Source organism: Streptomyces sp. NBC_00102 (genome assembly GCF_026343115.1).
Taxonomy (GTDB): Bacteria; Actinomycetota; Actinomycetes; order Streptomycetales; family Streptomycetaceae; genus Streptomyces.
The window spans coordinates 712,711-736,041 of the sequence record NZ_JAPEMC010000002.1; the positions used below are offsets into that span (position 1 = coordinate 712,711).

A 23,331-nucleotide genomic window follows, 5' to 3' on the forward strand; every position below is an offset into this window, starting at 1 on the left:
GTCGGCGGCAGGACCGCCCGACGCCCGCGGCGGCTCATCGCTCGGCCGCCGGCAGCCGGTCGACGATGACGTCGATGTCCTGGATCCCGGCCGACTCTCTTGCGAGCCGCGCGAACACGCCGTCGATGTCCTCGACCTTGCCGTCGGGTTCCTCCGCCTCGGCCGTCGCCAGGATCGACTCCAGCTGCAAATGCGCGACGGGAGCCAGGTAATGACGCTTGGTCGTCTCGACGTCCGCGTGCCCGAGGAGGGTCTTGACCAGCCACCAGGGGTCGCCGAACAGCATCGCGAAATCCCGGCGATCCGCCGCGGTCAATCCGAAGCGGGCCTCCATCAGCTGGTTCAGCACGATGAGCATGTAGAGCGCGAAGGAGTGACGCGCGGAGTGTGGGGTGGCGTACGGAGTCCGGCCCCGGACCTCTGCGGCTCGGAGGTTCCGGCCCACTTCCCGCTCGGCGGGGGTCAACAAAACCTCTTCGCAGCGCAGGTTCGCCGTGGTGAACACCGTGTTCCAACGGTCGGGAAGCATCGGCAAGCCCTGCTCGGTCAGCCACAGCCACGCAGGTTCCGGCCCCTCCGGGCCGTCAAGGAACAGCCACTGCCGTTCCCGCCAGCCCAGATGGGTCAAGTACTGATGGCCCTCGACACCCTCTCGGCCGACCCAGAACACTCGCGGTGCTCGGCCATGGGTCACCTTCGTGACCAGGCGCATCTGCTCAACCCGCTCGTAGCGGCCCATCTGCTGAGCGCGCTTCACCGCCAAAGCACGCTCCGACTGAACGTACGTTTCAACCTGCCCCAGGGCGTCCAACGAGGTGTAGAAGGTACGGCCGTTCTTCGACCGGGTCACCGCCCCGGCGAGCTGGCCGTGCTGGTAGCGCCCGTGCTGCAACCGCTGAGCGGGCAGCTCGAACGTCAGGAGGGACCCGCCTTCCTGTCGCCGAAGCCCCGAGCTCAAGATGAACTGCACGAACGAGGTATTACGGGCCTCGGTCCGCGCATCCCATCCCCAAGTCGGGACCCCATCACGGCCATGTCCGCGCAGCCCGACGTCCGACCACAGGCTCCACGTACGCGGTGTCAGCCACGACACCCGGGCACTGACCGAGTCAGCCGCACGGTCCTCCCGCCGGGACGCGTCCACCGGCCGGGGGCTCACCCTCGCCCACTTGAACAGGCGGGTGAAGGCGGCGGCCTCACGGTTCCATTTCGACCCGCCGATTCGCTCGGGGTTCTGTGGAGCATCACAGCGCCAGGTCCTGTAGTTCAGCAGGTCCTGCTCGGAGGCCCGGAGCCAGTCGATCCCGCGCGAAGACAGGAAGGTCAGGAGGATCCGAATGTCCGTGGCGTAGTTCCGCTTCGTCTCCCGTGCAAGGAAGCGGAAGTGCTTTGAGAGAACGAACTCCAACAGGTCGCAGTCGATGGTGAAATCTGGAGCGATGAAGACAGGATCACCCGGCATCAAGCCGATCCGCTCGACCGCCCTCGGCAGGTCCTCGACCCCCAGCACTCCCGCTTCAGGAAGCGTCCCCCACCGGCCCGGGTCGGGCACCCACACCACACGCCACTCACTCACACTCGCTCCTTCCCTGATGCTTGAACACATCTAATCGTCAGGGAAGTGGTGGCACTGGTCCTTCGGAGACCGGTACTGGGCCCTGAGCACGGGCGCGCCCACGGCCCTGTACGGCCCGAAGGAACGGGCACCGCGGGCCTGACGGCCCCGCAACGGGCCGAGCGGGAGGAGAGCGGCGCCCGACGGGCCCGGGCCTGGCGCATGTCGGGAGAAGCGCCGTGTGGCCCGTCATCGGGTGGCCGCGGGCCGGAGAAGGGGAGACCTCGTGCAGCCGCCTGCGATCGCTCCGGTCGACGACGCGCGTGCCAGGAGCGGACGTCCACGGGCCACCTCCAGGACGGACCGGCTTCCTTCATCTGGACGAACGATCTCGGACGGGCTGCCAGGACCACCGATGCGCTCCTTTTCGGGATCGTCGGGGTCAACGACCCGACCCCACCGCTGTCGCCACGTTCGCGGGAGGCGGCGGTGAGGGAGGGCCCGGGCAGGAGGGCGTCGAAAGCTGTCTCGACGTCAAGCTCGCCAGTCTCGCCGTCCGTTGGCCCCCGCAGGTGGTCTCATGGCCCGCGAGAGAGGAAGGTCGCTCGGCCCGTCGAACGAACTCGCTCCGGAAGAAGCGCACATGTTGGGTGGCCGGTGCGGGAGGAGCCGCCCCGGGACGCCCCGCCGGTGACAGCGGGGCGCCGGCCGGAGCGCGTACCTCCGGCGCCAATCCGCCGGAACGTACTCCTGGCGCACTTCCACGCCCCGGAGCACGGGGCCGGGTCCGATCCCAGCGTCTTCGACGTCTGCAGCCGGCCCCTCGCCCACCGCGGCGAGCAGCCCCTGCATCACCTTGTCGGGGTCACCGTCTATCGCGTACAGCGCCACGTAGGGGCCGTAGGGCTCCGGCGGTGCATAACGCGTCGCCGAGACGAAACCGTCGAGCGCCACGACCTCCGGCACGTGCACATCGGTGTACCACTGGTCGAATTCGGCCGCGGCTTCCTCGTTCACCGGCCATGTCTCCACGCCATGACGGAGCTCGGGGACGGGTGTGGGCCGGACAGTGCCTGGTCGTACAGCGGGTGGTAGCCCTGTGCGTACCGCTGGAGGCTTCTCCGGAGGTGGGCGCTCTTGTCGCCGAAGGTGCTGTAGAGCGAGCTCAGTCCCAGGCCCGTGCCCTCGGTCTGGCGATCGATCGAGGCCTCCGGACAGCCCCAGCGCCAGAAGACGTGCATGGCCCGCCGTAGCGCCTCGTCCACGTCGAATCGCTTACGGACTGCCATGGTTCGTCGGTCTACGCATCTTGTACCGATCGTTTCAGGATGTGTAGGGTCGCCGGTATGACAAGTTGGACTGATCGTTCCATGATGAGTGCGGCCGGAGACACGACAAGCCTGCGTGCGTTACGGCTGCCCGACGGGTTCACCGACGTCTTCACCAGCCGCCTCGTGGAGTTGGACGGGCTGCGGCTGCACGCGGTCACCGGCGGGGACGGCCCGCCGGTGCTGCTGATCGGCGGGTGGCCACAGACCTGGTACGCCTGGCGGGACGTGATGCCGGCGCTCGCCCGCGAGCACAGCGTCGTCGCCGTCGACTCGCGGGGTGCCGGGCTCTCCGACAAGCCCGACGACGGTTACGACGCCGGCACTCTGGCCGCCGATCTGGTGGCGCTGATGGCCGCGCTCGGGTACGAGCGGTTCGACGTGGTCGGCCACGACATCGGCACGTGGACGGCGTACGCCCTCGCCGCCGATCACCCCGAGCGAGTGGGCCGGCTCGCCGTCGTCGAAGCCGTGATCCCCGGTGTCGTGCCGTCCCCGCCGCTCTTCGGCCCGGCCGCGCTCAATCAGAAGCTCTGGCAGTTCGGCTTCAACCGGCTCACCGAGCTCAACGAGGAACTGGTCCAGGGGCGGGAGCGGCTCTTCTTCGGCCGGCAGTTCGCCGCCAAGGCCGCCACCGCCACCGCGATCCCCGCGTACGCCGTCGACGTGTATGTCGATGCGATCGCCGCGGATCCTCGCGCGCTGCGGGCGAGCTTCGCGTACTACCGGGCGCTGGACGAGACGATCGCGCAGAACGAGCGGCGGAGCGGGACCCGGCTGACGCTGCCGGTGCTCGCCGTCGGCGGCGAGCTGTGGAGCGGCGCGAACGCCGCCCGGACGATGCGGCTGGCGGCCGACGACGTCACCGAGGTGATCCTCGACGGCTGTGGCCACTATCCGGCCGAGGAACAGCCGGAACGGTTCACCGAAATCCTGGAGGACTTCCTCGGGGGCGAACCGGTGGCGGGCGTGCCGCGCGGCTGACACCTCGCCGGAACCGGCTGCGCCCTCACCGGCCTGCGCGTCCGCCGGGGCCGGTACCGGAGAGATCCGGTACCGGCCCGTGGCCTTCCGGTGGCGCCGTGACGACCGCCCGTCACCACCATCCGAAGGCGAAGCACGCCAGCGCGGGGCCGACGACCACCGACACGAGCCCGCAGCGCAGGAGTTGGCGGAAGAGCGGCGTACGGTCCTCGGGTTTCGCGGCGCCGAGGATCAGACCACCCGTGATGCCCAGCGGGTTGATGTCGACCAGGATCGAGGCCAGCGCGACCGCGAGTACGGCACCCACGGGCGAGGCGCCCTCGGCGACCACGGCGGGGACCAGGGGGATCGTGGTGGCGAAGACCGCGATGGAGCTCGCGGCGAAGGAAGTGACACCGGCGATGTAGCAGAGGACCAGCAGACTCAGCATCGGGGAACCGTCCACCCGCAGCAGATCGCTGATCCGGGTGAAGGCGCCCAGGTCCTGCATCAGGCCGACGTAGGTGAGCAGTCCACCGATGAGCAGCACGATGTTCCACGGGATCCTGGAGATGATCTCGTTCGGCTCCAGCCGGAGCGCGAGCTGCTGGACGACCGCGGCGGTGAGCCCCAGGTAGCCGATGTTGATGTCGAAGCCGACCGACAGCACCACCACGGCGAGCAGGCATCCGAGGGTGAGGTAACGGCCCCAGAGCGGCGAGGGGCCCCGGCCGTCGGACTCCTCGCCGGCGGTCCCGCGAGCGTCTTCGCCGGCGGTTCCCCCGGCGTCGGACTCGCCGACCGGCGTGAGGCGGCCGCGCGGCATGGCTCCGGTGCGGTACCCGACCACGAGACACGCGGCGCAGACCACGAGACCCGCCAGCAGCCCGCCGAGGAAGAAGGTGACGGGCGCGGAACCGGGAAGGTCGAGCCCCATCTTGTCGCCCAGGTGATTGGCGCTGGTGCCGAACACGGCCAGGGGCGAGAGGAGTCCGCTGATGATGCCGGTGACCCCGAGGACGGCGGCGATGAACGGGGGTATCCCGTACCGGGCGGCGAGCCCCAGCGCGACGGGCGCGACGATGGCGGTGGCGGCGGCCGGGAGGGTACCGACCGCGGTCAGCACCGCGCCGACCAGGAAGGGCACCAGTGCCACCAGCAACGCGCGCCCGCCGACCAGGCGGAGCACACCGTCGAGGAGCCAGTCGAGCGTGCCGTTGATCTGGGCGACCGCGAACAACGCCGTTATCCCGACCAGCAGGACGAAGAAGTCGCCCGGGAAGAACGCCGTCACCTGGTCCGCGGTGCGGTCGGCGGCCAGACCTACGAGGAAGGCGGCGGGCAGGGCCGCGAGCCCGATGTTGAACCTCGGGACGAGCGTCGCCAGGAACAGGGCGACGAGAACGACGATGGAGACGTCGGCCATGGACATCTGTGGTTCTCCCTGGTTCAGATGACGCCGCGGGCGGCGAGGTCGTCGACGGCGGCTGTGTCGAGGCCGAGTTCACCGAGCACGGCGCGGGTGTGTTCACCCAGGTGGGGCGCGCCGCGGTCGACAGTCTGGCCGAACCCCGAGAACCGTCCGGCGGAGCCCTGCACCAGCCGGGTGCGTCCGTCGTGCTCGTCGGTCACCTCGACCACAGAACCGCGCGCCCGTACATGGGGGTCGGCGCAGATGTCGGCTGCGGAGTTCACCGGCCCGCAGGCCACGCCCGCCTCGTCCAGCAGCTTGGTGAGGGGTGCGAGGTCCTGGCCGGCCACCCAGGTGGCCACCCGGCCCTCGATCTCGGCGCGGTGCTCGATCCGGGCCGTCATCGTGTCGTACGCGGAGAGGTCCGGCGTGTCCATCGCGACGACCAGCCGACGCCACATCTGCTCCGTCGACGCCGGCAGTGCCAGCCAGCGGCCGTCGCGCGTCCGGTAGAGGTTGTTGGGGCTGATGTGCGGGTTCTCGTTGCCCTGGCGTTCCCGGACCTCACCGGTCGCGCCGTAGTCGACGATGAAGTCCTCCATCATCCGCAGCAGCGGCTCGTACAGACCGATGTCGGCGAGCTGGGGCTCGCCCGTCAGGTCACGCTGGCGGAGCGCGAGCATCGCCGCGAAGGCCGCGTAGATCCCGGTGACCCCGTCGGCGACCGGATAACCCGCGAACACCGGCGGACCGTCCGGGAACCCCGTGCGATGGGTCAGCCCGGCGAACGCCTCCGCGACCCGGGCGAACCCGGGGCGCTCCGCGTACGGGCCGGTGCGCCCGAAGGCGCTCACGTGCACCATGACGAGGTCGGGCCGGTGGGCGACGAGGTCGTCGAAGTCGATGGAGAACCGGCGCAGGGTCGCCGGCCGGAAGTTGGTGACCACCACGTCGGCCGTCGCGGCGAGCCGGCCGACCAGGTCGGCGGCTTCCGGGTGATGCAGGTCGATCGTCACGCTCGACTTGTTGCGGCCGACGACCGCCCAGCCGGCCGAGACGCCGTCGTCGTCGAGGGGCGGGTAGCCGCGGGCGGGATCACCGGTACCGGGCTGTTCGACCTTGATCACCTCGGCTCCGAACTCGGCGAGCAGGGAAGAGGCCAGGGGGCCGGCGAGGACGGTCGAGATGTCCAGGACACGCACGCCATTGAGGGGTCCGGGCACGGAAAATCCTTTCACGAGCAATCAGCACGTCACGGCGATGCGTGACCCGCGTCACGATGTCGTGGTGCGATCCCCGCGGGAAGATGCCGTCCTCTGGATCCGGTGATAGCCAATGGCACTACCCTGGGCCGATGCGAGTCGAACGCGCCCGGTACTTCCTCGCCGCGCTGCGCACGGGATCCCTCCGGTCCGCGGCGGCGGCCTGCGGTGTCAGCCAGCCCACGATCGGGCAGCAACTCACGGTGCTGGAAGAGGAGTTGGATGTCGTCCTGCTGACCCGGAGTCCGGGTGGCGTGCGGGCGACACCGGCCGGCGAGGCGCTGGTCGGCCCGTTCACCCGCCTCGTGGCGGCCGAGGACGCGGTGCGGGAGGCCGCGCTGGCCTCCAACGGGACGTACCAGGGACGGGTTTCCATCGGCGGCGGCTCGGTCACCGTCGAGACGATCGTCGCCCCGGTCGTCGGGAGGCTGCTCGCGGACCACCCCGGCCTGCGGTTCTCCGTGCGCGAGGGCCCCTCGGGCGACATCGAGAGCGCGGTGCTCAACGGCGACCTCGACCTCGGCGTGGTCACCACGCCCGACGAACCCGCGCCCAGCGGTCTCGTCCGCCGACGGCTCATGACGACACTGCTCGGCGTGCACACCCGGCCGGACCATCCCCTCGCCGGACGCACCGAGGTCACCTGGGCCGATCTGGAGCCCTGGCCGATCGTCACCATGAGACCGGGCACCGTGCTGCACCAGCGCCTGCGCAAGCACCTTCCCCAGGGTCAGGTGATGGTCGAGGCGATGTCGGCGCGCACCGTGCAGACCATGGTCTCCCGAGGCGCCGGGATCGGGCTCCTCGCCCGCTTCGACACCCGCCGCCCGGAGGGCGACCTGTCGTGGCTCCCGCTCGCGGACACCGAGCCCGTCGAAGTCAGCCTGGTGCAGCGCGCCGACAGCCAGCCGTCCCGGTCCTCCATCGTCGTACGGCGGCTCATCACCGCCCGCGCAGACGAGCTGTCGGGCGCGGATACGGTCTGACCGGACCGGACCGGACCGGACGCGACCCGGCCCGGCCCGACGGCTCGCCGGACCGGCCGGGGCGGGCCGCGCACGGCCCCGGCCGGTCGACGCGTCAGGGCCGGACCGGTGAGAGCTGGAGGTAGTCGAGGTTCCAGTTCTGGTAGGTGTCGGCGGGGAGGCTGATGCGCAGCACGTGGTGACCGGCGGTGAGCCGCTGCTCCACCCCGCTCGGCTGGAGTACCTCCTTGTTGTGGCTGGTGGTGTTGCGTACGGCCACCCGCGCGCTCTGGGCACCTCCGTCGAAGGAGACGGTGTACGTACCCGCCGGGGAGTACGGCGAGGACGCCCGGGCGGCCAGCGTGTACGTCCCGGTGCGCGCGACGTCCACGTCGTAGGTCAGCCACTCACCGCCGCGCATCCAGCTCACCCGGACATTGCCGTCGGCGTCGCTGATGTCGACACCCTCACCGGGGCGCATGCCCAGTCCGCCCGCGTTCACGGTGTCGTTGTCGTGGTAGCCCGTACCCTCACCGGGCAGGAACTCCTCGGCCTGGACGCGTACGGCTCCGTGCGGCAGCGGGTCGCCCTCCCCGGTACGCAGCCAGGACTCGACCTTCTCCACGTCGTCCGTCTGGAAGACCGAGGTGTGGAAGCCGCGCACCAGCGCCTCCCACCCCCGCAGTGGGTCGGTCAGCGAAGCCTCGTCGGTCATGTGGTCGGACAGGCCGTTCCACATGGTGTTGCTCCAGACCCTGCTGTGCCGGGCGAGGGTGTCGAGGAACGGCCTGCGGGCGACGGCGTCCTGGGTACTGTCGAAGTTGACCTCGTACGCCACCGGCTGGTCGTCGCCGAACCCGTCCACGTCGCCGATGTTCGCGTCCGTGATCATGTGCATGTAGACGGCGTCGGGGTGGGTCGCGCGGAAGCTCTGGACCTCCGCGACCGGGGCGTCGCTCTTGAAGAGACCGTTGCGGACCGTGCCCGTGCGGGTGAGGACGTCCCAGACCGCCTCCCGGCTCGACCAGCCCTTGTCCAGGTTGATCAGACCCTGGTTCCTGGCGAGCTTCATCGCCTCCTCCAGCGTCGGCACCCGCTCGTCGGTCACGGCGGCCTGGGCGCCTCCCAGCCCTTCTTTGAGGCGGAGTTGCTCGATTTGAGCCAGCGTCAGATCCGCAACCGCCCCGACCCCGTCCGTGGTGCGGTCGACGGTGGTGTCGTGCATCAGAACGGGAACGCCGTCCTTGGTCAACTGGATGTCTGTCTCGACGAGTTCGGCACCGCGGTCGAACGCCGCTCGGAAGGCGGGCAGCGAGTTCTCGGGAGCGTCGCGCCACTGGCCCCGGTGCGCCGCGGTGAGGATCTTCGCGTCGGGACCGTGGTCCAGCAGATCGCGGTACGCGCGCTCGGCCGCGTCGCCGCCCGACCTGCCCGGGCCCCCGAAGGCGAACACCGGGGAACCGGTGCCCCAATCGGCATCCGGCCCGGCTCCTTGACCCGGCAGCCGGTCGGCCGCGAGCGCGGCACCGGTCGCGACCAGCACGAGGGAAACGGCGATGCCGGCGGAACGGCTCACAAGTGATCTCTTCATGACGGGGACAGTAGGAAGGCCGCGAACAGAACCGGCGGACACGGGCTGACCCGTCGGTGTCCGGACGCTGAACGGTCCGCGAAGCCGGCCCGGTCGCGGCGGAAGTACGGCCTGGGGTTCTTCACGGTGTGGCCCCCAGCCGTCTGCCTGCCGCTGACGTGCGGCGGGGAGGAACCGGGCCAACGCCTCCTGGAGAGAGAGCGCATGCGACAATGGATGGTCAACCACTAGGCGATCAGGGGTATGCGGCGTGCCGGAAGCGACTTCTGCCCCGACTCCCGTCCACCTCGGTGCGGTGCTGGACGGTCTGGCGAAGAATCCCGCGCTGCCGCCCGAAACCTTCCACCGGCTCTTCGCCCGCACCGGGGGACACGGAGAGATCGCCAAGCGCCCGGACCTGACCGACGACATGACCGACACGATCATCGCCGCGGACGACTTCTGGCACACCCACGCGCTGGCTCTCAACAGGACTCTCCCGCACCGGTATCGGCTGGTGCTCGCCGGACATCCGGACTCCGGAATCCGTACCGCCCTGGCAATCGCCGCGACGGACGCACCGCGAGAACTGTTCGAGCGGCTGCTCACCGACCCCGACCCCCGGGTGCGCGTACACCTGGCGCAGAACGACGACGTACCCCGGGACCTTCGTGCCCGGCAGGCGTCCGACCCGGAGCCCGAGGTCCGGGCCACGCTCGCCCAGTGGTGGCCCGAGGCCCCCGAACCGGTGCGCCGCCTCCTCCTGACCGACCCCGACGACTCGGTACGCGCGGCGGCCTGTTCGACCTACTACCGGCGGCTTCCGCACCCCGTCCCGCCCGCCGATCTGGTCCCTGGCCTGCTGGCCGACCCGGTCACGCGCGCCGGAGCGGTACGCCACGGCGTGCTGGACGCCGAGACCGCCTCCAGGCTCGCCGGCGACCCGGACGAGAACGTACGCAAGGAACTCGCGGCACATCCTCAACTCCCCTCTCCTGTGAGGGGCATGCTCGCCGAGGACCCCAGCTCACTCGTCCGGGTCCGCGTCTTCGCCCGCCAGGACACGCCACAGCCGGACCGAGCCGCGATCCACGCGCGGATCACGGCCGACGACCACGGGGTCGAGCGGCTCTTCGACCACGACCAGGACCTGGACGACGACGCGCTGGACCGGGAGATCACGGACCACCTGGCCCGGGCGGAACTCCGCTCGCTGCGGCTCCCGTGGGTGAAGGCCGACCCCCTGCCGTACGTCGACTCGCCCTACGCCTGCTTCCGTGCTTCGGCCGCGATGTCCGACCGCCTTCCGGAGGAGGCCGTGACCCGGCTGCTCCACGACGAGGAGAGCGACGTCCGTACGACGATGGCTCTGCATGCCCGTGACCGGATCGACCCCGAGACCGCCGAACGCATCGACCGGAGCCACCGACCGGCCAAGAGGATGGCATGGCGTCCGGCGGACGACTTCCCTCTCCCGGCAGCCGTTCTGCGTCGGCTGGCCACCGACCCCGACCCGCGCATGCGGCAACTGGCCACGCGCGACCCCGAGCTCCCGGTGGAACTGCTCCGCGCTCTCGCGGCCGACTCCGATCCGGCGGTGCGCCGAACGGTCGCCTCCCACAGCGGGGTTCCGCTTCCCGAACTGATACGGCTGCTGGCCGATCCGTCGGAACGCGTCGCGACCGCGGCGGCCGGCAACCCCGTCCTGCCGCCCGGGGAGATGCACCGGCTCCTCACTCTCGCCGGCCTCTGAGACCGGCTTCCGGGGGCCGGCCTTCTGCCTGGGCAGCCTGCCACGGCGCGTCGCGGCAGAGCCCTCAGCCGCCCGCCACCGCGGTCGTCGTGAAGCGGTCGCCGCAGACGAGGGGATCGGTGGTCCGCAGGGTGAGCGCCCGGGTGGAGCCCGGCGGGTACACCTTGAGGTAATCGGGCCGGCCCCAGCACGAGGAGTCGGAGACGCCCCGGTTGTTGGTGTGCAGGGTGACCCCGGCCGTTTTTCCGGGGCCGAGTGCCGTACTCGTACCGGCCGATCCCTCGTGCGTGGCCGGGACGCCGACGGCACTGCCGTCGCGCCGGATCAGCGAGACGCCGGGGTAACCCTTCAGCGCACACGCCTCCTCGGACGTGTTCGTGAACGTGAGCCGGTAGTAGACCTGGCCCGCTCCGGCGTCGGCGGGGGACAGGCTCATCGTCAGCGTTTCTGCGGCACATCGCCGCACGGCGCTCGCCCCACCTGCTCCGGAGGCCGCGGAAGGCCCGGCGGGCTCGGACGGTCCGGAAGGAGCGCGGCCGGTGGCCGACGCCGAGGGGCTGCCCGCCGTCGGCTCGCCGGACGTGCCGGGCGCCGGGGGCGTTGTCCCGCCCGCCACGGAGCTGCTCGCGCCGGCCGGTTCGGTCGACGTGGAGCCGCTGCCACCGCAACCGGCCGCGGCGAGCGCGATCGAGGCGGCCAGGACCGGGACGGCGCCGAACCGGCGGAACCCACCGGAGCGCGGCGCACGCGCGCGTGGCCCCGGGACGGAGGAGCGGAGGACGGACGGTGTGGTGGTACGCGGATGAGAGTCCATGTCTCTCGCCTGCTCGGTTCCGCGCGCTCCGAACCTTCCGGTCGTGGAACAGGACCGATATGGCTACCGGACCGGGACGTACCCGCGAAGCAAACCTACGGATCCGGCACTGTACGGCTCCGAATCGCGCGCGGCCCCGCAGCGCGACCGCTCCGAATCGCGGAGCGCCGGCGGTGCTGGGACCATGGAGCGGTCGGAACAGCAGCCTCCCGACGATCCCGATTCAGCTGGAGGTGGCCATGTCATCGAAGCGTCGGCGGAAGAAGAAGGCTCGCCGCAAGCATCCGGCGAACCACGGCAAGAAGCCTCAGACCTGACGAGCGGCGAATGCCCGACGAGTCGTTCCTTGTCTTCCTCGTCTTCCTTGTTTTTTCTTCTCCCGCGCGCACCGCCCACGGCGTTCCCGCGCGCAACGAGGTGGCGAGGTGACGAGGTGACGACCTGCCGGCTCGAGTCCCCGCGCCCGCGCGGCTCATGACTCGCCCGGCCTGCCAAGACCCGGCTCCGGCCCCGTCACTCCGGTGACGGGGCCGGAGCCGTGACCGGCCCGCCACGCGGGTCCTTCACGGTCCGCTCGCCACGGGCGAGCAGCAGCCGTGCCGCCGTGGCCAGCGACAGGACTGCTGCCACCAGGAGTTGCACCCGGTGGTCGAAGACGGTGACGAGAACCGTGCCCAGCAGCAGCGCGCATCCGGTGGGGCCGAAGACCAGCGTTCCGGCGGTCGCCGCGACCCTGCCGAGCAGCTCGCCCGGAGTCTCCCTCTGGACCGAGGTCATGGCGCTGATGAGGGGCCACGGCAGACCGAGGCCGACCAGCAGGCCCCCGGCCAGCACCAGCGGAAGGAATCCGGTCGCCCGTGCCAGCACGCCCGCGGCGAAGAGGGCGAGACCGAGGGCGGACACCGTACGCGCGGACATCCGGCGGAGCAGCGCGCCCGCGGCCAGTCCACCCGAGGCCGATCCCACCCCCTGCACCGTGGCGAGAACACCGATGAACGCGGCGGGCCGGTGCAGGCCCTCGTCGACGAGGGCGTAGTTGGCCGCGCTGCTCAGCCCGGATGCCGCCATGGCGCAGCCACCCGCGGCCACCAGGGGGCGCAGCGTGGAGTGGTCCCACAGGTGCCGTACGCCGTCGGCGGTCTCCCGGGCCCAGTTCGTACGTGCCGCTCTCGCGGGTACCGGCTCCCGTACCCGGATCAGGCTGAACGCGACGGCGGCCAGCAGGAAGGTGAGCGCGTCCAGGACGGCGGCGGCCGGACCTCCCAGCAGGACGAACAGGCCGGCGCCCGCCAGGGGACCGACGAGACCGGTGCTCTCGACCACGGTTCTGACCAGTCCGTTGAAGTCGCCCCGTGACTCTTCCGGTATCGCCGAGGTGATCAGGGCGGCCTCCGCGGCGTCCATCAGCACACTGCCCGCACCCACCAGGGTCAGGACCGCGAACAGTACCCAGACGTCCGTGGAGGAGCGTACGGCGAGCGGGGCGGTCATCACGGCGGCCAGCCCGAGGCTGGTGGCGATCAGGAGGGGGCGCCGCCGCACCCGGTCGGCAAGGGTGCCGATGAACGGGCCTGCCATCGCCGGAGCCCACGCGCAGAAAGTGACGAGGGCCGCGAGAGCGTTCGAGCCGGTGAGCTCCTTCACCCAGACTCCGGCGGCCAATGACATGGCGGAGTCCCCGAACCCGGAGACGAGTACCCCCGCCAGATAGATCCGGGCGTTGCGGTGTTTCAGCACCCCGGCAGGACCCCAGGCCATGACCGCCCCCCTCGACGTTCCCGTGGCAGGTCTGGCACCCTACCCCCAAGCATTTGCTTGGGGGTAGGGTGCCAGAGTGCGGGGGTGCGCTTTACTGGCCGCGTGACCGCCACCGACCCCGTCCTGAAGGCACTCGCCCACCCGCTGAGACTGCGCATGCTGTCGCTCCTGTGGCCAGGGCCGATGTCCGCCGCCGAACTCAGCCGTGAACTGGGCATCTCCCACGCACTGGCCAGTCAGCACCTGCGCAGGCTGGACGCCGTCCACCTCGTCGAACTGGCCGAGGAGCGAGAGCGGCGCGGAGGCAGGGAGCGGCGCTACCGCACTGTCCACGGAGCGCCGTTGTCCGAGCAGCGCGAGGGTGCGCCGGTGCTCGCCGAGGCCTTGGCGTACACGCTGCGAGAGCGCTCCGCCCGACGTGACCCGGCCGAGGAAGGGGTCACCGTCGACGGGGAGCTCTGGGTGGACCCGTCGGCGTGGGCGGAGGCCCAGGGGCAACTGGCTCACGTCGCCCGAAAGTTGCACGATGTCGCCCGCCCCGTGCGGACACCTGGCACGGTGCCGGTGAGCGTCACGCTGATGGCCTTCCGTATGGAGCGCACAGCCCCGGCCGACCCGAAGTGAGGGCTTCCCCGTCCACCGCGTCGCGGTACGGGGCCGCCACGGGGCGAAGGTGCGGGGCCGCTGCCTGGCGGTAGTCCTGCGCTCGTGGGTGACTCAGCCCACCAGCCGCAACGCTGTCGGGGAGACGCCGAGCCGCACCGACTGGCCCCAGGTCAGTTCCAGAGCGTCGGACTCCATTCCGTCGCCGAACACCACCATCCGGTCCGACTCCACGGTCAGCCGGAGTCCCTGGCCCCGCCCCAGCTCGCCTGCGACCAGCGAGGTCCCCGTCACGGGCGAGGGCCAGGCCTCCCGTACGAACCAGAGCAGCCGGGGGTCCGAGGGCGCGGGCAGCCGCAGGGCGCTGCCGCGCTCCTGCCAGAGGGAGCGGAGCCAGCCCGTGGCGCCCGTACCGGTGCCGACCAGCACGCCCGAGGAGGCCTGCGCCTCGCCGAACCCGGAGGCGGTACCGGAGGCGGTACCGGAGCCGGCGCGGGCGGTGCCCCCGCGTCCGGCGCCCTCGGCTCCCGCGTCCGGACCGATCCGGTAGCGGGCGGTCTGGTGGCCCGGGGGGCCGAGGTAGATCTCGTTGAGGGCGACCAGCCGCTCCCCGTCGTCCGCGACCGCCTCCACCATCGTCAGCTCCTGCGCCCGGCCGCCGGCCCCGGTGGCGGTCGCCGCGCGGAGCAGCGCCCCGGCGTCCCGGACCCGGTGGCGGACGAGGACGCCGGGATTGCGCCCCGGATCGGTGTCGATGCCGATCACCGGCTGACCCGCGAGGTACTTCGCCGCGTTGGCGACCAGCCCGTCCTGCCCGACCACGATCACCACGTCCTCCGGCGCGAAGAGGAAGCGGTCCAGATCGGCGCGTTCCACCCGGGAACGCCGCCAGGTGAGCGGCACCGCGGACGCCACGTCGGCCAGCGCCCGCAGCGCCCGGTGATGCCGGTCCGCCACCTCGTCCAGGGAGCGCCCGCGGGTGGAGAGGAAGAAGGCCGCCTGGCCGTGCGTACCGTGCCGGGCGAGCAACTCCTCGTACTCCGTGGTCCGGTGCACGAGGACCGCGCGGGGGGCGAGGCTCACGCCGGGGTCCCGCCGCCGGGGCGGCCGAGACGGGCGAGCAGCCCGGTCAGCACGTCGGGGGAGAGGGTGAGGCTGTCGATGTGCGGCAGGTTCTCCGCCAGCCTGGTCGCCGCGAGGGCATGCAGGGTCGCGGCGTCGACCTCCGCGTGGACGCGCAGCCAGGCCGCCTGTGCGTCGGCCCGGGCGGCGCCCGTCTCCCGTACGGCCTCCGCTTCCGCCTTGGCCAGCCGTACCGCGCGGGACGCCTCCGCGCGGGCGCGGACCTCGTCGGCCGCGGCCTTCTCCTCCGCCTCGCGGCGGGCGTTGGTGCCGCGCTGGTCGACCAGCTGCTCCTCCCGGCGGGCGAGTTCGATCTGGCTGGCGAGCTCGTTCTCGGCGATGGCGCGTTCCCGCTCGACCGCCACCGCGCGGCGCTCGTAGGTGGCCCGGTCGGCCTCCTGCTGGATCTGCTCGCGGGCGGGGGTGCGCAGGGCGCGTTCCACCTCCGCCTCGGGGCGGATGGCCACGACCCTGGTCGCCACCACGTCGATCCCCGTCGCGGGCAGCCGCGGCTCGGCCGCGAGCCCGGCCGACACCCGCTCGCGCACCAGGGCCACGCCGTCCACCAGGGCGGTGGCCAGCGGAGTGCGCGCCAGGGCGTCCAGGGTGTGCTGCTGGGCGGTCTCGGTCAGCAGGGTCGCGATCTGTTCGAGCGGGGAACCGCGCCACACCCCGGTGTCCGGGTCCACGGAGAAGTCCAGCCGGGCCGCCGCCTGCGCGGGGTCGCTGACCCGGTAGGTGACGGTGGCCTGCACGGTCACGTCCTGGAAGTCGGCGGTACGGGCGTGGAACGCCATCGCCAGCTCCCGGTCGTCCACCGGCACCTCGGAGAGCGCGGCGCTCAGCGAGCGGTACCAGAAGCTCAGCCCGGGGCCGTCGTGGGTGAGCGTGCCGCGCTTGTGGTGACGGATGTGGGCGGTGGGCGCGGAGCGCAGGTGGCGCCAACCGAACCGCCGGGTGATGTCGGCCATGGGAACGACCCCTTCCGTTTCTCGTCACGTTGACGACAAGTAGGAAGGGTAGGGGTGGGGCGAGATATCGTCAAGAGGACGAAAAGAGGGGTTCCGGGGGCGCTCCGGGTGTGCCGGGTACGCGAACGGCCGGCGCCTTCGGTGGAAGTCGCCGGCCGTCGGGGTGCGCCGCCCCCGTCCCCACGGTGCGACGCGGGCGGGCCGTTCCCTCCGCTGGGATGGACGGCCCACGCTCGATCAGGACTCGGTCGGAGGTACCTCCAGTCCGAGCCCCGGAAGGATGGCTTTCTCGGTGAAGCGCACGAGGTACTCCTCGTCCGCGTGCCGGCAGTCCAGCAACGGCCGCACGCGCACCATGCCGAACAGCTGCGCCGCCACGTACTCGGCGGTCGGGCAGTCGGGGGCGATCTCGCCGCGTTCGCGGCCCCTGTGGACCATGGCCTCGATCGCCGCGATCTCCGGCATCACCAGCGACTCGCGCATCGCGCAGAGCAGCTCCGGGCTCTGCAGGGCGGCGTGGCTCAGGGCGTGCACGAGTGAGGTGTCGAGGCCGGAACGGGCGCCGATCGCGCGTGCCGCCGCCAGCAGGTCGCCGGCCAGGGTGCCGGTGTCGATGTGGGCGAGCGACCCGCGCCGGGTGCTGTGGAGCGCCGCGACGACCAGCTCGGGCTTCGATCCCCACTGCCGGTAGAGCGTCGACTTGCCGCAGCGGGTCCGTGCGGCGACGCCCTCCATGGTGAGGGATTCGTATCCACTCTCGCGGAGCAGCTCCAGCACCGCCGCGTACAGCTCCTGAGCCCGCTCCGGTGTGATTTTCGACCTGGGTGACCGGGGTGAGGGTGTCACGGTCTCCCGCGCGCCGACGTCGTGCGACTCCCGGGTTTCCTGAGTTTCGCGAGTTTCTGGGGTGTTCCCCACGGAGTCCCGGGTCGGCACGGTTCGTTCCTCCTGGACTCGGCAGTAAAACGCTTCGATACGCCAGTGTACCGATACGTTTGCGTATCGGTACACTGGCGTATCGATTGGGTGTGGATTGGACCATGCCCAGGTACCAACGCAACCGTAAGTAAGGGGCACGGGTGATGTACGCCCGCAGAACGCCTGTGGAACGGGAGCCGGACGCCTCGGCCCGCCCGCCCCTCGTCCGGGAGTTCCTGCTCGTCGTCGGACTCTTCGTCGTCTACAAGCTCGGCCGCCAGGCGGCCAACGGCCATGTCGACGAGGCCTTCCACAACGCCGGGCACGTCTGGAGCTTCGAACGCGCCCTCGGTCTGCCGGGAGAGGGCGATGTCCAGGGAGTCCTGCTGCACAGCGAGACCCTGATCCACCTGGCGAACACCTACTACGCGGTGGTCCACTTCCCGGCCACCGTGCTCTTCCTGGTCTGGCTGTACTGGCGGCACCCCCACCACTACGTCTGGTCCCGCCGAATACTCGCGGCGCTCACAGGCGCCGCCCTCGCGCTCCACCTGCTCTTCCCGCTGGCACCGCCGCGCATGCTCGCCGCCGCGGGGCTGGTCGACACCGGCCAGGTGTACGGACCCACGGTCTACGGCGCCACGCCCACCACCGACACCATGGCCAACCAGTTCGCCGCGATGCCCTCGCTGCACTTCGGCTGGGCCCTCATGGTGGCGATCGGGCTCGTCGCCGCCGGCCGCTCCCGCTGGCGCTGGCTCTGGCTGGCACACCCGCTCGCCACCCTGCTGGTGATCGTCGGAACCGCCAACCACTACTGGCTCGACGCCCTGGTCGTATCGGCCCTCCTCGCACTCGCGCTGGCCGCGATCCCGCTGCACCGTCCCTCCCGCGCGGTACGGCTCCGAGGGGCATGGCCCTCCGCCACCCCGGCCGGATTCGCCCCCGCCACGATCCACCCGGCCTACGCCGCCGGGGTACCGGCCCAGGCCGGCGCCCCCGCGTTCGCCGTCAGTCCGTCCGCCTCGCAGCGGACCCTCACCGCACCCGGAGCCGGACGGTGAACGCCACGCTCGTCGCCATCCTCTTCTGCCTCGTCTCCGCCGTGGCCTACGCCACCGCCGCCGTGGCCCAGTCCCGCCTCGCCGGACGCACCGAACCCGGCACGGGCGGGCTCCGGCTGCTCGGACGCGGCGCCTGGTGGGCATCGGTCGGGCTCAACGCGACCGGGGCCCTACTGCACGTCGCCGCCCTGAAGTACGGGCCGCTCACCCTGGTCCAGCCCCTCGGCGCGCTGACCCTGGTGGCGGCCGTGCCGCTCGGCGCCCGCACCGCGGGCCGCAAGGTCAGCGGCACCGAATGGCGGGGCACGGTCCTCACCCTCGTCGGACTGGCCGCACTGCTGGCGGCGGCGGGCGGCGCCGAACCGCACGAGACCCTCGGCCTCGGCGAAGCCCTCGCCGTCGGTGCGGTCACCCTCGCCGTGGTGTCCGGCCTCGGCCGCCCCGGCGCCCGCCCCGGCCTGCGGCACGCGGCGGCCTCCGGGATCACCTCCGGCGTCGCCTCCGCGCTGACCCAGACCCTGACGGTCGCCTTCACCGCCCACACCGCAGGCGCCCTGTTCACCCCGCGCACCGTCGTGGTGACCCTGCTGGTCGCCGCCTTCTCGATGGGCGGGCTGCTGTTCTCCCAGACCGCCTACCGCGACGGTCTGGGCGCACCGCTCGCCGTGCTGACCCTCGCCAACCCGGTGGCGGCCGCCACGATCGGTATCGTCCTGCTCCGCGAACGTCTCCAGGGCGGTCCCCTCAGCCTGGTCCCGGCCGTCGTCGGCATCGCGCTCTCGGCGTACGGAGTGATCCTGCTCTGCAGGGCGCAGTCCCGGACACAGGCCGCGGCCGAGGCCCCGGCGCCCGCACCGGAACCTGTCTCGGACGATCCGGTACGTCCCCTGCCCGCGTCCGGACCCGTCCCCGAACCCGCGTCCGTGGTGCCCGCCACCGCCACCGCTCCCGTCGTCGTGCCGGGCCGCCACCCGGCCTCTCCGGTACCCGCCGCCGGGCACACGCGCCGCAGGGGCCGGTCGCTGCGCACGGTCATCGGGAGCCCGAGGAGTTCGAGGAGCCTGAAGCGAGCGGTGGCCGACAGCCCCGAACCCGTGACGGCATCCGGAAGCTGACCTGACCGGACCGGACCGAAGAGCGGCGCGAGATCCTCCAGGGCCCGGGACCGGTCAGGAAGCCCCGGGCCTCAGAGCCTCAGGTGCTGGTCATGACGGCGTGGTGGGCCAGGAGACGCTCGGCGCCGAGTTCGCGCGGGTAGACGGCTACCTTGCCGATGGCGCCCAGGAAGAAGGAACGCAGGCTCGCGGTGCCGATGCGCAGGGGGGACGGGGTGTCGCCCGGGACGATCGAGTAGTCGGCGAGCGCGTCCTGGTCGCGCAGCCTCCCGTCGCGGTAGATCTTCGTGTATCCGGTCGGGTAGGAGGATCCGGCGGGACTGGTGGTGATCACCAGGGCGTAGTGGATCCACTCCCCGGGATACAGGGTGTCCTGGAAGTAGGAACCGGCGCCCAGTCCCCCGGCAGGGTTGAAGGCGTATCCGGAGACGCGGTTGGCGCGGCCTTCGGTGTTGTCGGCGCTGTAGACGCGCGCCGTCCACTCGGCCTGGTTGACCGTGGCATAGGTGAGCTTCCCCAACCAGTGCACGTAACCGGTGCCCTCGCTCGCAGGGAACGTGAGGGTGTCGGGACGGAACCAGGCTTCCACCGTCAGCGCCCCGGTCGTCGACACGGACAGGGAACGGTCGTCGGGGACCTCGACGTACTGGGCGGGGGTTCCGTCGAACAGGGTCGCGCTGTCGCCGTTGGGCAGATGGCTGTGGGACGGCGAGCCGTGGAACACGGCGCGCGGGCCGCCCGGGGACAGCTCCGAACCGGCGCCGCCCAGCCGGAGGTAGAGCACGGGGTCTTCGGCTTCGATCAGTTCGTCGTACGCGCTCACACGCGCCTCCCTGGGACTGCGTCGGCGGTCGGGCCGGTCCAGGTTAGGCCGGTCCGGGGCCTGTACGGGAGGGCGTGAGGGCCGCGAACGGACGGAGCCCCACGGCCCCGCACGCGGGCGTACGGACAGCGCGCGCTCGTCGCCGCCCCGCACGCCCCCGGGTCCTTCCTTCCGATCGTGCTGGAGCGAGGAGGGGGTAGGGGACGCGCCGGAAGCCACTTCCCGATGTCTCCTCGGGCGGACGCCGACGCACCCCCGACCGACGGCGGGACTCCGACCCAGGTCCTCAGCGGGCTACCCGGAATCCGATGTTGCCGGTCGAGCTGTCGGGTGTGTTGGAGCTGCGTGCGCCGACACGGTAGCGGTTGCAGTAGGAGAGGTGGCACAGGTGGGAGCCGCCGCGCATCACCCGGGTCGTGCCGTCGGGGGGACCTGTGGGCGCGGTCCGGGGGCCGGTGGCGTGGAAGTCGGGGCCGCCGTCGGAACCGAGGTGTCCGGCGACGTATCCCCGCAGTTCGTCGTGTATCCGGTCAGCTTCCCACGGCGGGACAGTCCTTACCTACGCAGAAGTCCGGCCGGCGTACTACGGAGTCCCGTCCGGCCCGTCGAGCCCCTCGATCGCCCCCGCCAGCCAGGTGATCCAGAAGCTCTCCAGATCGATGCCACCGCGCAGCACGAGATGGCGCAGCCGGTCGTCCTGGGCCGTCCGCCGCTCCGGCGGGAAGTCCCGCTTCTCGATCTCCAAGTACTCCGCCAACTGCCGCCGGTGCAGCTCCATGTGGCGGCGCAGCTCCGCACCGAGCCCGGGCGCCCCGACGACCGCGGCCGCCCGCATCCGCAACAGCAGCGGATCGCGGACGGGCCTCGGGTCCTCGGGGAGCGCCACCCAGGCCGCCAGCTCCTCGCGGCCCGCCGGCAGCACCTCGTACTCCTTCTTGCTGCCCCTCGCGGGCCGGCCGGGCAGCAGGGCCCTGATCCGCCCCGCCTGCTCCAGCCTGCCCAGCTCGCGGTAGATCTGCTGGTGCGTCGACGGCCAGAAGTAGCCGATCGACCGGTCGAACCGGCGGGTCAGTTCGAGCCCCGACGACGGCTTCTCCAGCAGAGCGGTGAGGATCGCGTGCGGCAGTGACATGGGGTGCATCCTACGAACGCGGGCAGGGGGACCGGGCCCGGAGCGTGCTCAGAGCGCGGCGGCCAGCTCGGTGCCCTGGCGGACGGCCCGCTTGGCGTCGAGTTCGGCCGCCACGTCGGCGCCGCCGATCAGATGTACCGGCCGGCCCGCCGCGCGCAGTTCCTCGTACAGCTCCCGGCGCGGTTCCTGGCCCGCGCAGAGCACGATCGTGTCGACCGGCAGCAGATGCGGCTCGCCGTCCACGGTCAGGTGCAGTCCCGCGTCGTCGATCCGGTCGTAGGAGGCGCCCGCGATCATGGTGACGCCCCGGTGGCGCAGCTCGGTGCGGTGGATCCACCCGGTGGTCTTGCCCAGCCCCGCGCCGACCTTGGTCGCCTTGCGCTGGACCAGGTGGACCGTGCGCGGCGGCCTCGGTCGCTCCGGCAGGCGCAGTCCGCCCCGGTGCGCGTAGGCGGTGTCCACGCCCCAGCCGCGCAGGAACGCCTCCGGGTCGCGGTGCGTGCCCTCCCCGGAGTCGGTGAGGAACTCCGCGACGTCGAAGCCGATCCCGCCCGCCCCGATGACCGCGACCCGGTCACCGACCGGCACCTTGTCGCGCAGCACGTCCAGGTAGCCGACCACGCTGGGGTGGTCGACCCCCTCGATCGGAGGGGTACGCGGCTCGACCCCGGTGGCGATCACCACCTCGTCGTAGTCGTCGAGCGTCCCGGCCCCGGCGTGGGTGGAGAGCCGGACGTCGACGTCCAGCTCACGCAGTCGCGTACGGAAGTAGCGCAGCGTCTCGTCGAACTCCTCCTTGCCGGGGACCTGGCGTGCCACGTTGAGCTGGCCGCCGATCTCGCCCGCCGCGTCGAAGAGGGTGACCGCGTGACCGCGTTCGGCGGCCGTGACCGCGCAGGCGAGTCCGGCCGGGCCGGCGCCGACGACGGCGACGCTCTTGCGGGTCCGGGTGGGGGAGAGCACCAGCTCGGTCTCGTGACAGGCGCGGGGATTGACCAGGCAGGAGGTGATCTTGAGGCTGAACACGTGGTCCAGGCACGCCTGGTTGCAGCCGATGCAGGTGTTGATGGCGTCGGACCGCCCGGCGGCGGCCTTCGTCACGAACTCGGGGTCGGCGAGGAAGGGCCGGGCCATGGACACCATGTCCGCGCGGCCCGAGGCGAGGATCTCCTCGGCGACCTCGGGAGTGTTGACCCGGTTGCTCGTCACCAGCGGTACGGAGACCGAGCCGCGCACCTTCTCGGTCACCCAGGTGAACGCGCCGCGCGGCACCGAGGTCGCGATGGTGGGGATGCGGGCCTCGTGCCAGCCGATACCGGTGTTGATGATGGTCGCCCCGGCCGCCTCGACCGCCCGGGCGAGGTGCACGACCTCGTCCAGCGTCGAACCGTCCGGCACCAGGTCGAGCATGGAGAGCCGGTAGACCAGGATGAAGTCGTCGCCGACGGCTTCGCGCACCCGGCGCACGATCTCGACCGGGAAGCGGACGCGGTTCTCGTACGAGCCGCCCCAGCGGTCCGTGCGGTGGTTGGTCTGCGCCGCGATGAACTCGTTGATGAGATAGCCCTCGGAGCCCATGATCTCGACCCCGTCGTACCCGGCCCGCCGGGCGAGGCGGGCCGCGCGGACGAACTCCTCGATCGTCTCCTCGACCTCCTCGTCGGTGAGCGCGTGCGGGGTGAAGCCGCTGATGGGTGCCTTGAGCGCGCTCGGCGCCACCAGGGCCGGGTGGTGCGCGTACCGGCCGAAGTGCAGGATCTGCATCGCGATCCGGCCGCCCTCCGCGTGCACCGCCGAGGTGATCAGGGTGTGCTCCTCGGCCTCCGCCTCCGTCGTCAGCTTCGCGCCGCCGGGCGCGGAGCAGCCTCGCTCGCTGGGGGCGATGCCGCCGGTGACGATGAGGCCGACACCGCCGCGGGCGCGCTCGGCGTAGAAAGCGGCCATCCGCTCGAAGCCGTTCTCGGCCTCTTCGAGACCCGTGTGCATCGACCCCATGACCACCCGGTTGGGAAGGGTGGTGAATCCGAGGTCCAGCGGGCTCAGCAGCGTGGGGTAGGGGCTCATGGGGGTCTCCTCGCGCGGTGTCGTCCCGCCAGTTGTAGAGGATCGGAGACGCTTTGTGCAACAAGTTGCACAATGACGTACGTCGCATCCGGTAGCCCGTTACAGCGCCCGGGAGGGTCCCGCGAGACGTCCCCCGTACG

Annotated in this window: 21 protein-coding genes and 2 pseudogenes; 8 read left to right on the plus strand and 15 right to left on the minus strand. The window is 71.7% G+C overall.

Going from position 1 to position 23,331, the window contains the following annotated elements; translation table 11 throughout:
* Window positions 1–34: 34 nt before the first annotated feature.
* The gene (locus OHA55_RS30270) at window positions 35–1,576 is read right to left on the minus strand and encodes an integrase (protein ID WP_266712321.1); all 1,542 of its coding nucleotides are present in this window, start codon (window positions 1,574–1,576) and stop codon (window positions 35–37) included.
* A 43-nt stretch (window positions 1,577–1,619) separates the two neighbouring features.
* On the opposite strand from OHA55_RS30270, the pseudogene OHA55_RS30275 reads away from it, so the two are divergent.
* Window positions 1,620–1,718 (plus strand): annotated as a pseudogene (locus OHA55_RS30275) (dipeptidase); the annotation flags it as partial.
* 371 nt (window positions 1,719–2,089) lie between these two features.
* Here the strand turns inward: OHA55_RS30275 and OHA55_RS30280 are convergent.
* Together OHA55_RS30280 and OHA55_RS30285 are read right to left on the minus strand one after the other, a co-directional pair.
* Window positions 2,090–2,572: a DUF4286 family protein gene (locus tag OHA55_RS30280; protein WP_266712323.1), complete on the minus strand. Its 483-nt coding sequence runs from the start codon at window positions 2,570–2,572 to the stop codon at window positions 2,090–2,092.
* The gene (locus OHA55_RS30285; RefSeq protein WP_266712325.1) at window positions 2,569–2,844 is read right to left on the minus strand and encodes a hypothetical protein; all 276 of its coding nucleotides are present in this window, start codon (window positions 2,842–2,844) and stop codon (window positions 2,569–2,571) included. The genes OHA55_RS30280 and OHA55_RS30285 overlap by 4 nt, the downstream gene beginning before the upstream one ends.
* Before the next feature lie 57 nt (window positions 2,845–2,901).
* Between OHA55_RS30285 and OHA55_RS30290 the strand changes: the two genes are divergently transcribed.
* A complete protein-coding gene (locus OHA55_RS30290) occupies window positions 2,902–3,867 on the plus strand; it encodes an alpha/beta fold hydrolase (RefSeq protein ID WP_266712327.1) in 966 nt (321 codons plus the stop codon).
* A 112-nt stretch (window positions 3,868–3,979) separates the two neighbouring features.
* Here OHA55_RS30290 and OHA55_RS30295 read toward each other — a convergent pair whose 3' ends face one another.
* Both OHA55_RS30295 and OHA55_RS30300 read right to left on the minus strand, forming a co-directional pair.
* Window positions 3,980–5,278 carry an SLC13 family permease gene (locus OHA55_RS30295; RefSeq protein WP_266712329.1) on the minus strand — a complete coding sequence of 433 codons (1,299 nt, stop codon included), beginning with the start codon at window positions 5,276–5,278 and terminating at the stop codon, window positions 3,980–3,982.
* Between the two features lie 17 nt (window positions 5,279–5,295).
* Window positions 5,296–6,480 (minus strand): CaiB/BaiF CoA-transferase family protein, encoded by a 1,185-nt coding sequence (locus OHA55_RS30300; protein ID WP_266712331.1) that lies wholly within the window; start codon window positions 6,478–6,480, stop codon window positions 5,296–5,298.
* A gap of 131 nt (window positions 6,481–6,611) precedes the next feature.
* Between OHA55_RS30300 and OHA55_RS30305 the strand changes: the two genes are divergently transcribed.
* Entirely contained in the window at window positions 6,612–7,505 is an 894-nt protein-coding gene (locus OHA55_RS30305; protein WP_266712333.1) for a LysR family transcriptional regulator, read from the plus strand.
* 94 nt (window positions 7,506–7,599) lie between these two features.
* On the opposite strand, the gene OHA55_RS30310 is transcribed toward OHA55_RS30305, so the two are convergent.
* Window positions 7,600–9,075, minus strand: a complete 1,476-nt coding sequence (locus OHA55_RS30310) for a glycerophosphodiester phosphodiesterase family protein (protein WP_266712335.1) — start codon at window positions 9,073–9,075, stop codon at window positions 7,600–7,602.
* A gap of 250 nt (window positions 9,076–9,325) precedes the next feature.
* On the opposite strand from OHA55_RS30310, the gene OHA55_RS30315 reads away from it, so the two are divergent.
* Window positions 9,326–10,807: a hypothetical protein gene (locus tag OHA55_RS30315; protein ID WP_266712337.1), complete on the plus strand. Its 1,482-nt coding sequence runs from the start codon at window positions 9,326–9,328 to the stop codon at window positions 10,805–10,807.
* 64 nt (window positions 10,808–10,871) lie between these two features.
* Here OHA55_RS30315 and OHA55_RS30320 read toward each other — a convergent pair whose 3' ends face one another.
* Entirely contained in the window at window positions 10,872–11,423 is a 552-nt protein-coding gene (locus tag OHA55_RS30320) for a DUF4232 domain-containing protein (RefSeq protein ID WP_266712498.1), read from the minus strand.
* Between OHA55_RS30320 and OHA55_RS30325 the strand changes: the two genes are divergently transcribed.
* Entirely contained in the window at window positions 11,347–11,613 is a 267-nt protein-coding gene (locus OHA55_RS30325) for a hypothetical protein (RefSeq protein WP_266712500.1), read from the plus strand. The two genes, OHA55_RS30320 and OHA55_RS30325, sit on opposite strands and share 77 nt — an antisense overlap.
* A 521-nt stretch (window positions 11,614–12,134) precedes the next feature.
* Here OHA55_RS30325 and OHA55_RS30330 read toward each other — a convergent pair.
* Window positions 12,135–13,379: an MFS transporter gene (locus tag OHA55_RS30330; protein WP_266712339.1), complete on the minus strand. Its 1,245-nt coding sequence runs from the start codon at window positions 13,377–13,379 to the stop codon at window positions 12,135–12,137.
* A 102-nt stretch (window positions 13,380–13,481) separates the two neighbouring features.
* Here OHA55_RS30330 and OHA55_RS30335 point away from each other — a divergent pair, with 102 nt between their 5' ends.
* Complete coding sequence (locus OHA55_RS30335; protein ID WP_266712341.1) at window positions 13,482–14,003, plus strand: helix-turn-helix transcriptional regulator; 522 nt, start codon at window positions 13,482–13,484, stop codon at window positions 14,001–14,003.
* Between the two features lie 93 nt (window positions 14,004–14,096).
* Here the strand turns inward: OHA55_RS30335 and OHA55_RS30340 are convergent, their stop codons facing one another.
* From OHA55_RS30340 to OHA55_RS30350, 3 genes are all read right to left on the minus strand, one after another.
* Window positions 14,097–15,065, minus strand: coding sequence for a hypothetical protein (locus OHA55_RS30340; RefSeq protein ID WP_266712343.1), 969 nt, complete (start codon window positions 15,063–15,065; stop codon window positions 14,097–14,099).
* On the minus strand, window positions 15,062–16,075 hold the full coding sequence (locus tag OHA55_RS30345) for an SPFH domain-containing protein (RefSeq protein ID WP_266712345.1): 1,014 nt from the start codon (window positions 16,073–16,075) through the stop codon (window positions 15,062–15,064). The genes OHA55_RS30340 and OHA55_RS30345 overlap by 4 nt, the downstream gene beginning before the upstream one ends.
* 237 nt (window positions 16,076–16,312) lie before the next feature.
* Complete coding sequence (locus OHA55_RS30350; RefSeq protein WP_266712347.1) at window positions 16,313–16,921, minus strand: TetR/AcrR family transcriptional regulator; 609 nt, start codon at window positions 16,919–16,921, stop codon at window positions 16,313–16,315.
* 233 nt (window positions 16,922–17,154) lie between these two features.
* Here OHA55_RS30350 and OHA55_RS30355 point away from each other — a divergent pair, with 233 nt between their 5' ends.
* Both OHA55_RS30355 and OHA55_RS30360 read left to right on the plus strand, forming a co-directional pair.
* Window positions 17,155–18,057 carry a phosphatase PAP2 family protein gene (locus OHA55_RS30355; protein ID WP_266712349.1) on the plus strand — a complete coding sequence of 301 codons (903 nt, stop codon included), beginning with the start codon at window positions 17,155–17,157 and terminating at the stop codon, window positions 18,055–18,057.
* A complete protein-coding gene (locus OHA55_RS30360; RefSeq protein ID WP_266712351.1) occupies window positions 18,054–19,172 on the plus strand; it encodes a DMT family transporter in 1,119 nt (372 codons plus the stop codon). The genes OHA55_RS30355 and OHA55_RS30360 overlap by 4 nt, the downstream gene beginning before the upstream one ends.
* A 79-nt stretch (window positions 19,173–19,251) precedes the next feature.
* On the opposite strand, the gene OHA55_RS30365 is transcribed toward OHA55_RS30360, so the two are convergent.
* The 4 genes and pseudogenes from OHA55_RS30365 to OHA55_RS30380 all read right to left on the minus strand — a co-directional run bounded on the left by OHA55_RS30365 (window position 19,252) and on the right by OHA55_RS30380 (window position 23,191).
* Window positions 19,252–19,995: a LamG-like jellyroll fold domain-containing protein gene (locus tag OHA55_RS30365; protein WP_266712353.1), complete on the minus strand. Its 744-nt coding sequence runs from the start codon at window positions 19,993–19,995 to the stop codon at window positions 19,252–19,254.
* Between the two features lie 286 nt (window positions 19,996–20,281).
* Window positions 20,282–20,434: pseudogene (locus tag OHA55_RS30370) on the minus strand (SUMF1/EgtB/PvdO family nonheme iron enzyme); the annotation flags it as partial.
* 144 nt (window positions 20,435–20,578) lie between these two features.
* Window positions 20,579–21,127, minus strand: coding sequence for a PadR family transcriptional regulator (locus OHA55_RS30375; RefSeq protein ID WP_266712355.1), 549 nt, complete (start codon window positions 21,125–21,127; stop codon window positions 20,579–20,581).
* A 48-nt stretch (window positions 21,128–21,175) separates the two neighbouring features.
* The gene (locus OHA55_RS30380; protein WP_266712357.1) at window positions 21,176–23,191 is read right to left on the minus strand and encodes an NADPH-dependent 2,4-dienoyl-CoA reductase; all 2,016 of its coding nucleotides are present in this window, start codon (window positions 23,189–23,191) and stop codon (window positions 21,176–21,178) included.
* Window positions 23,192–23,331 lie beyond the last annotated feature (140 nt).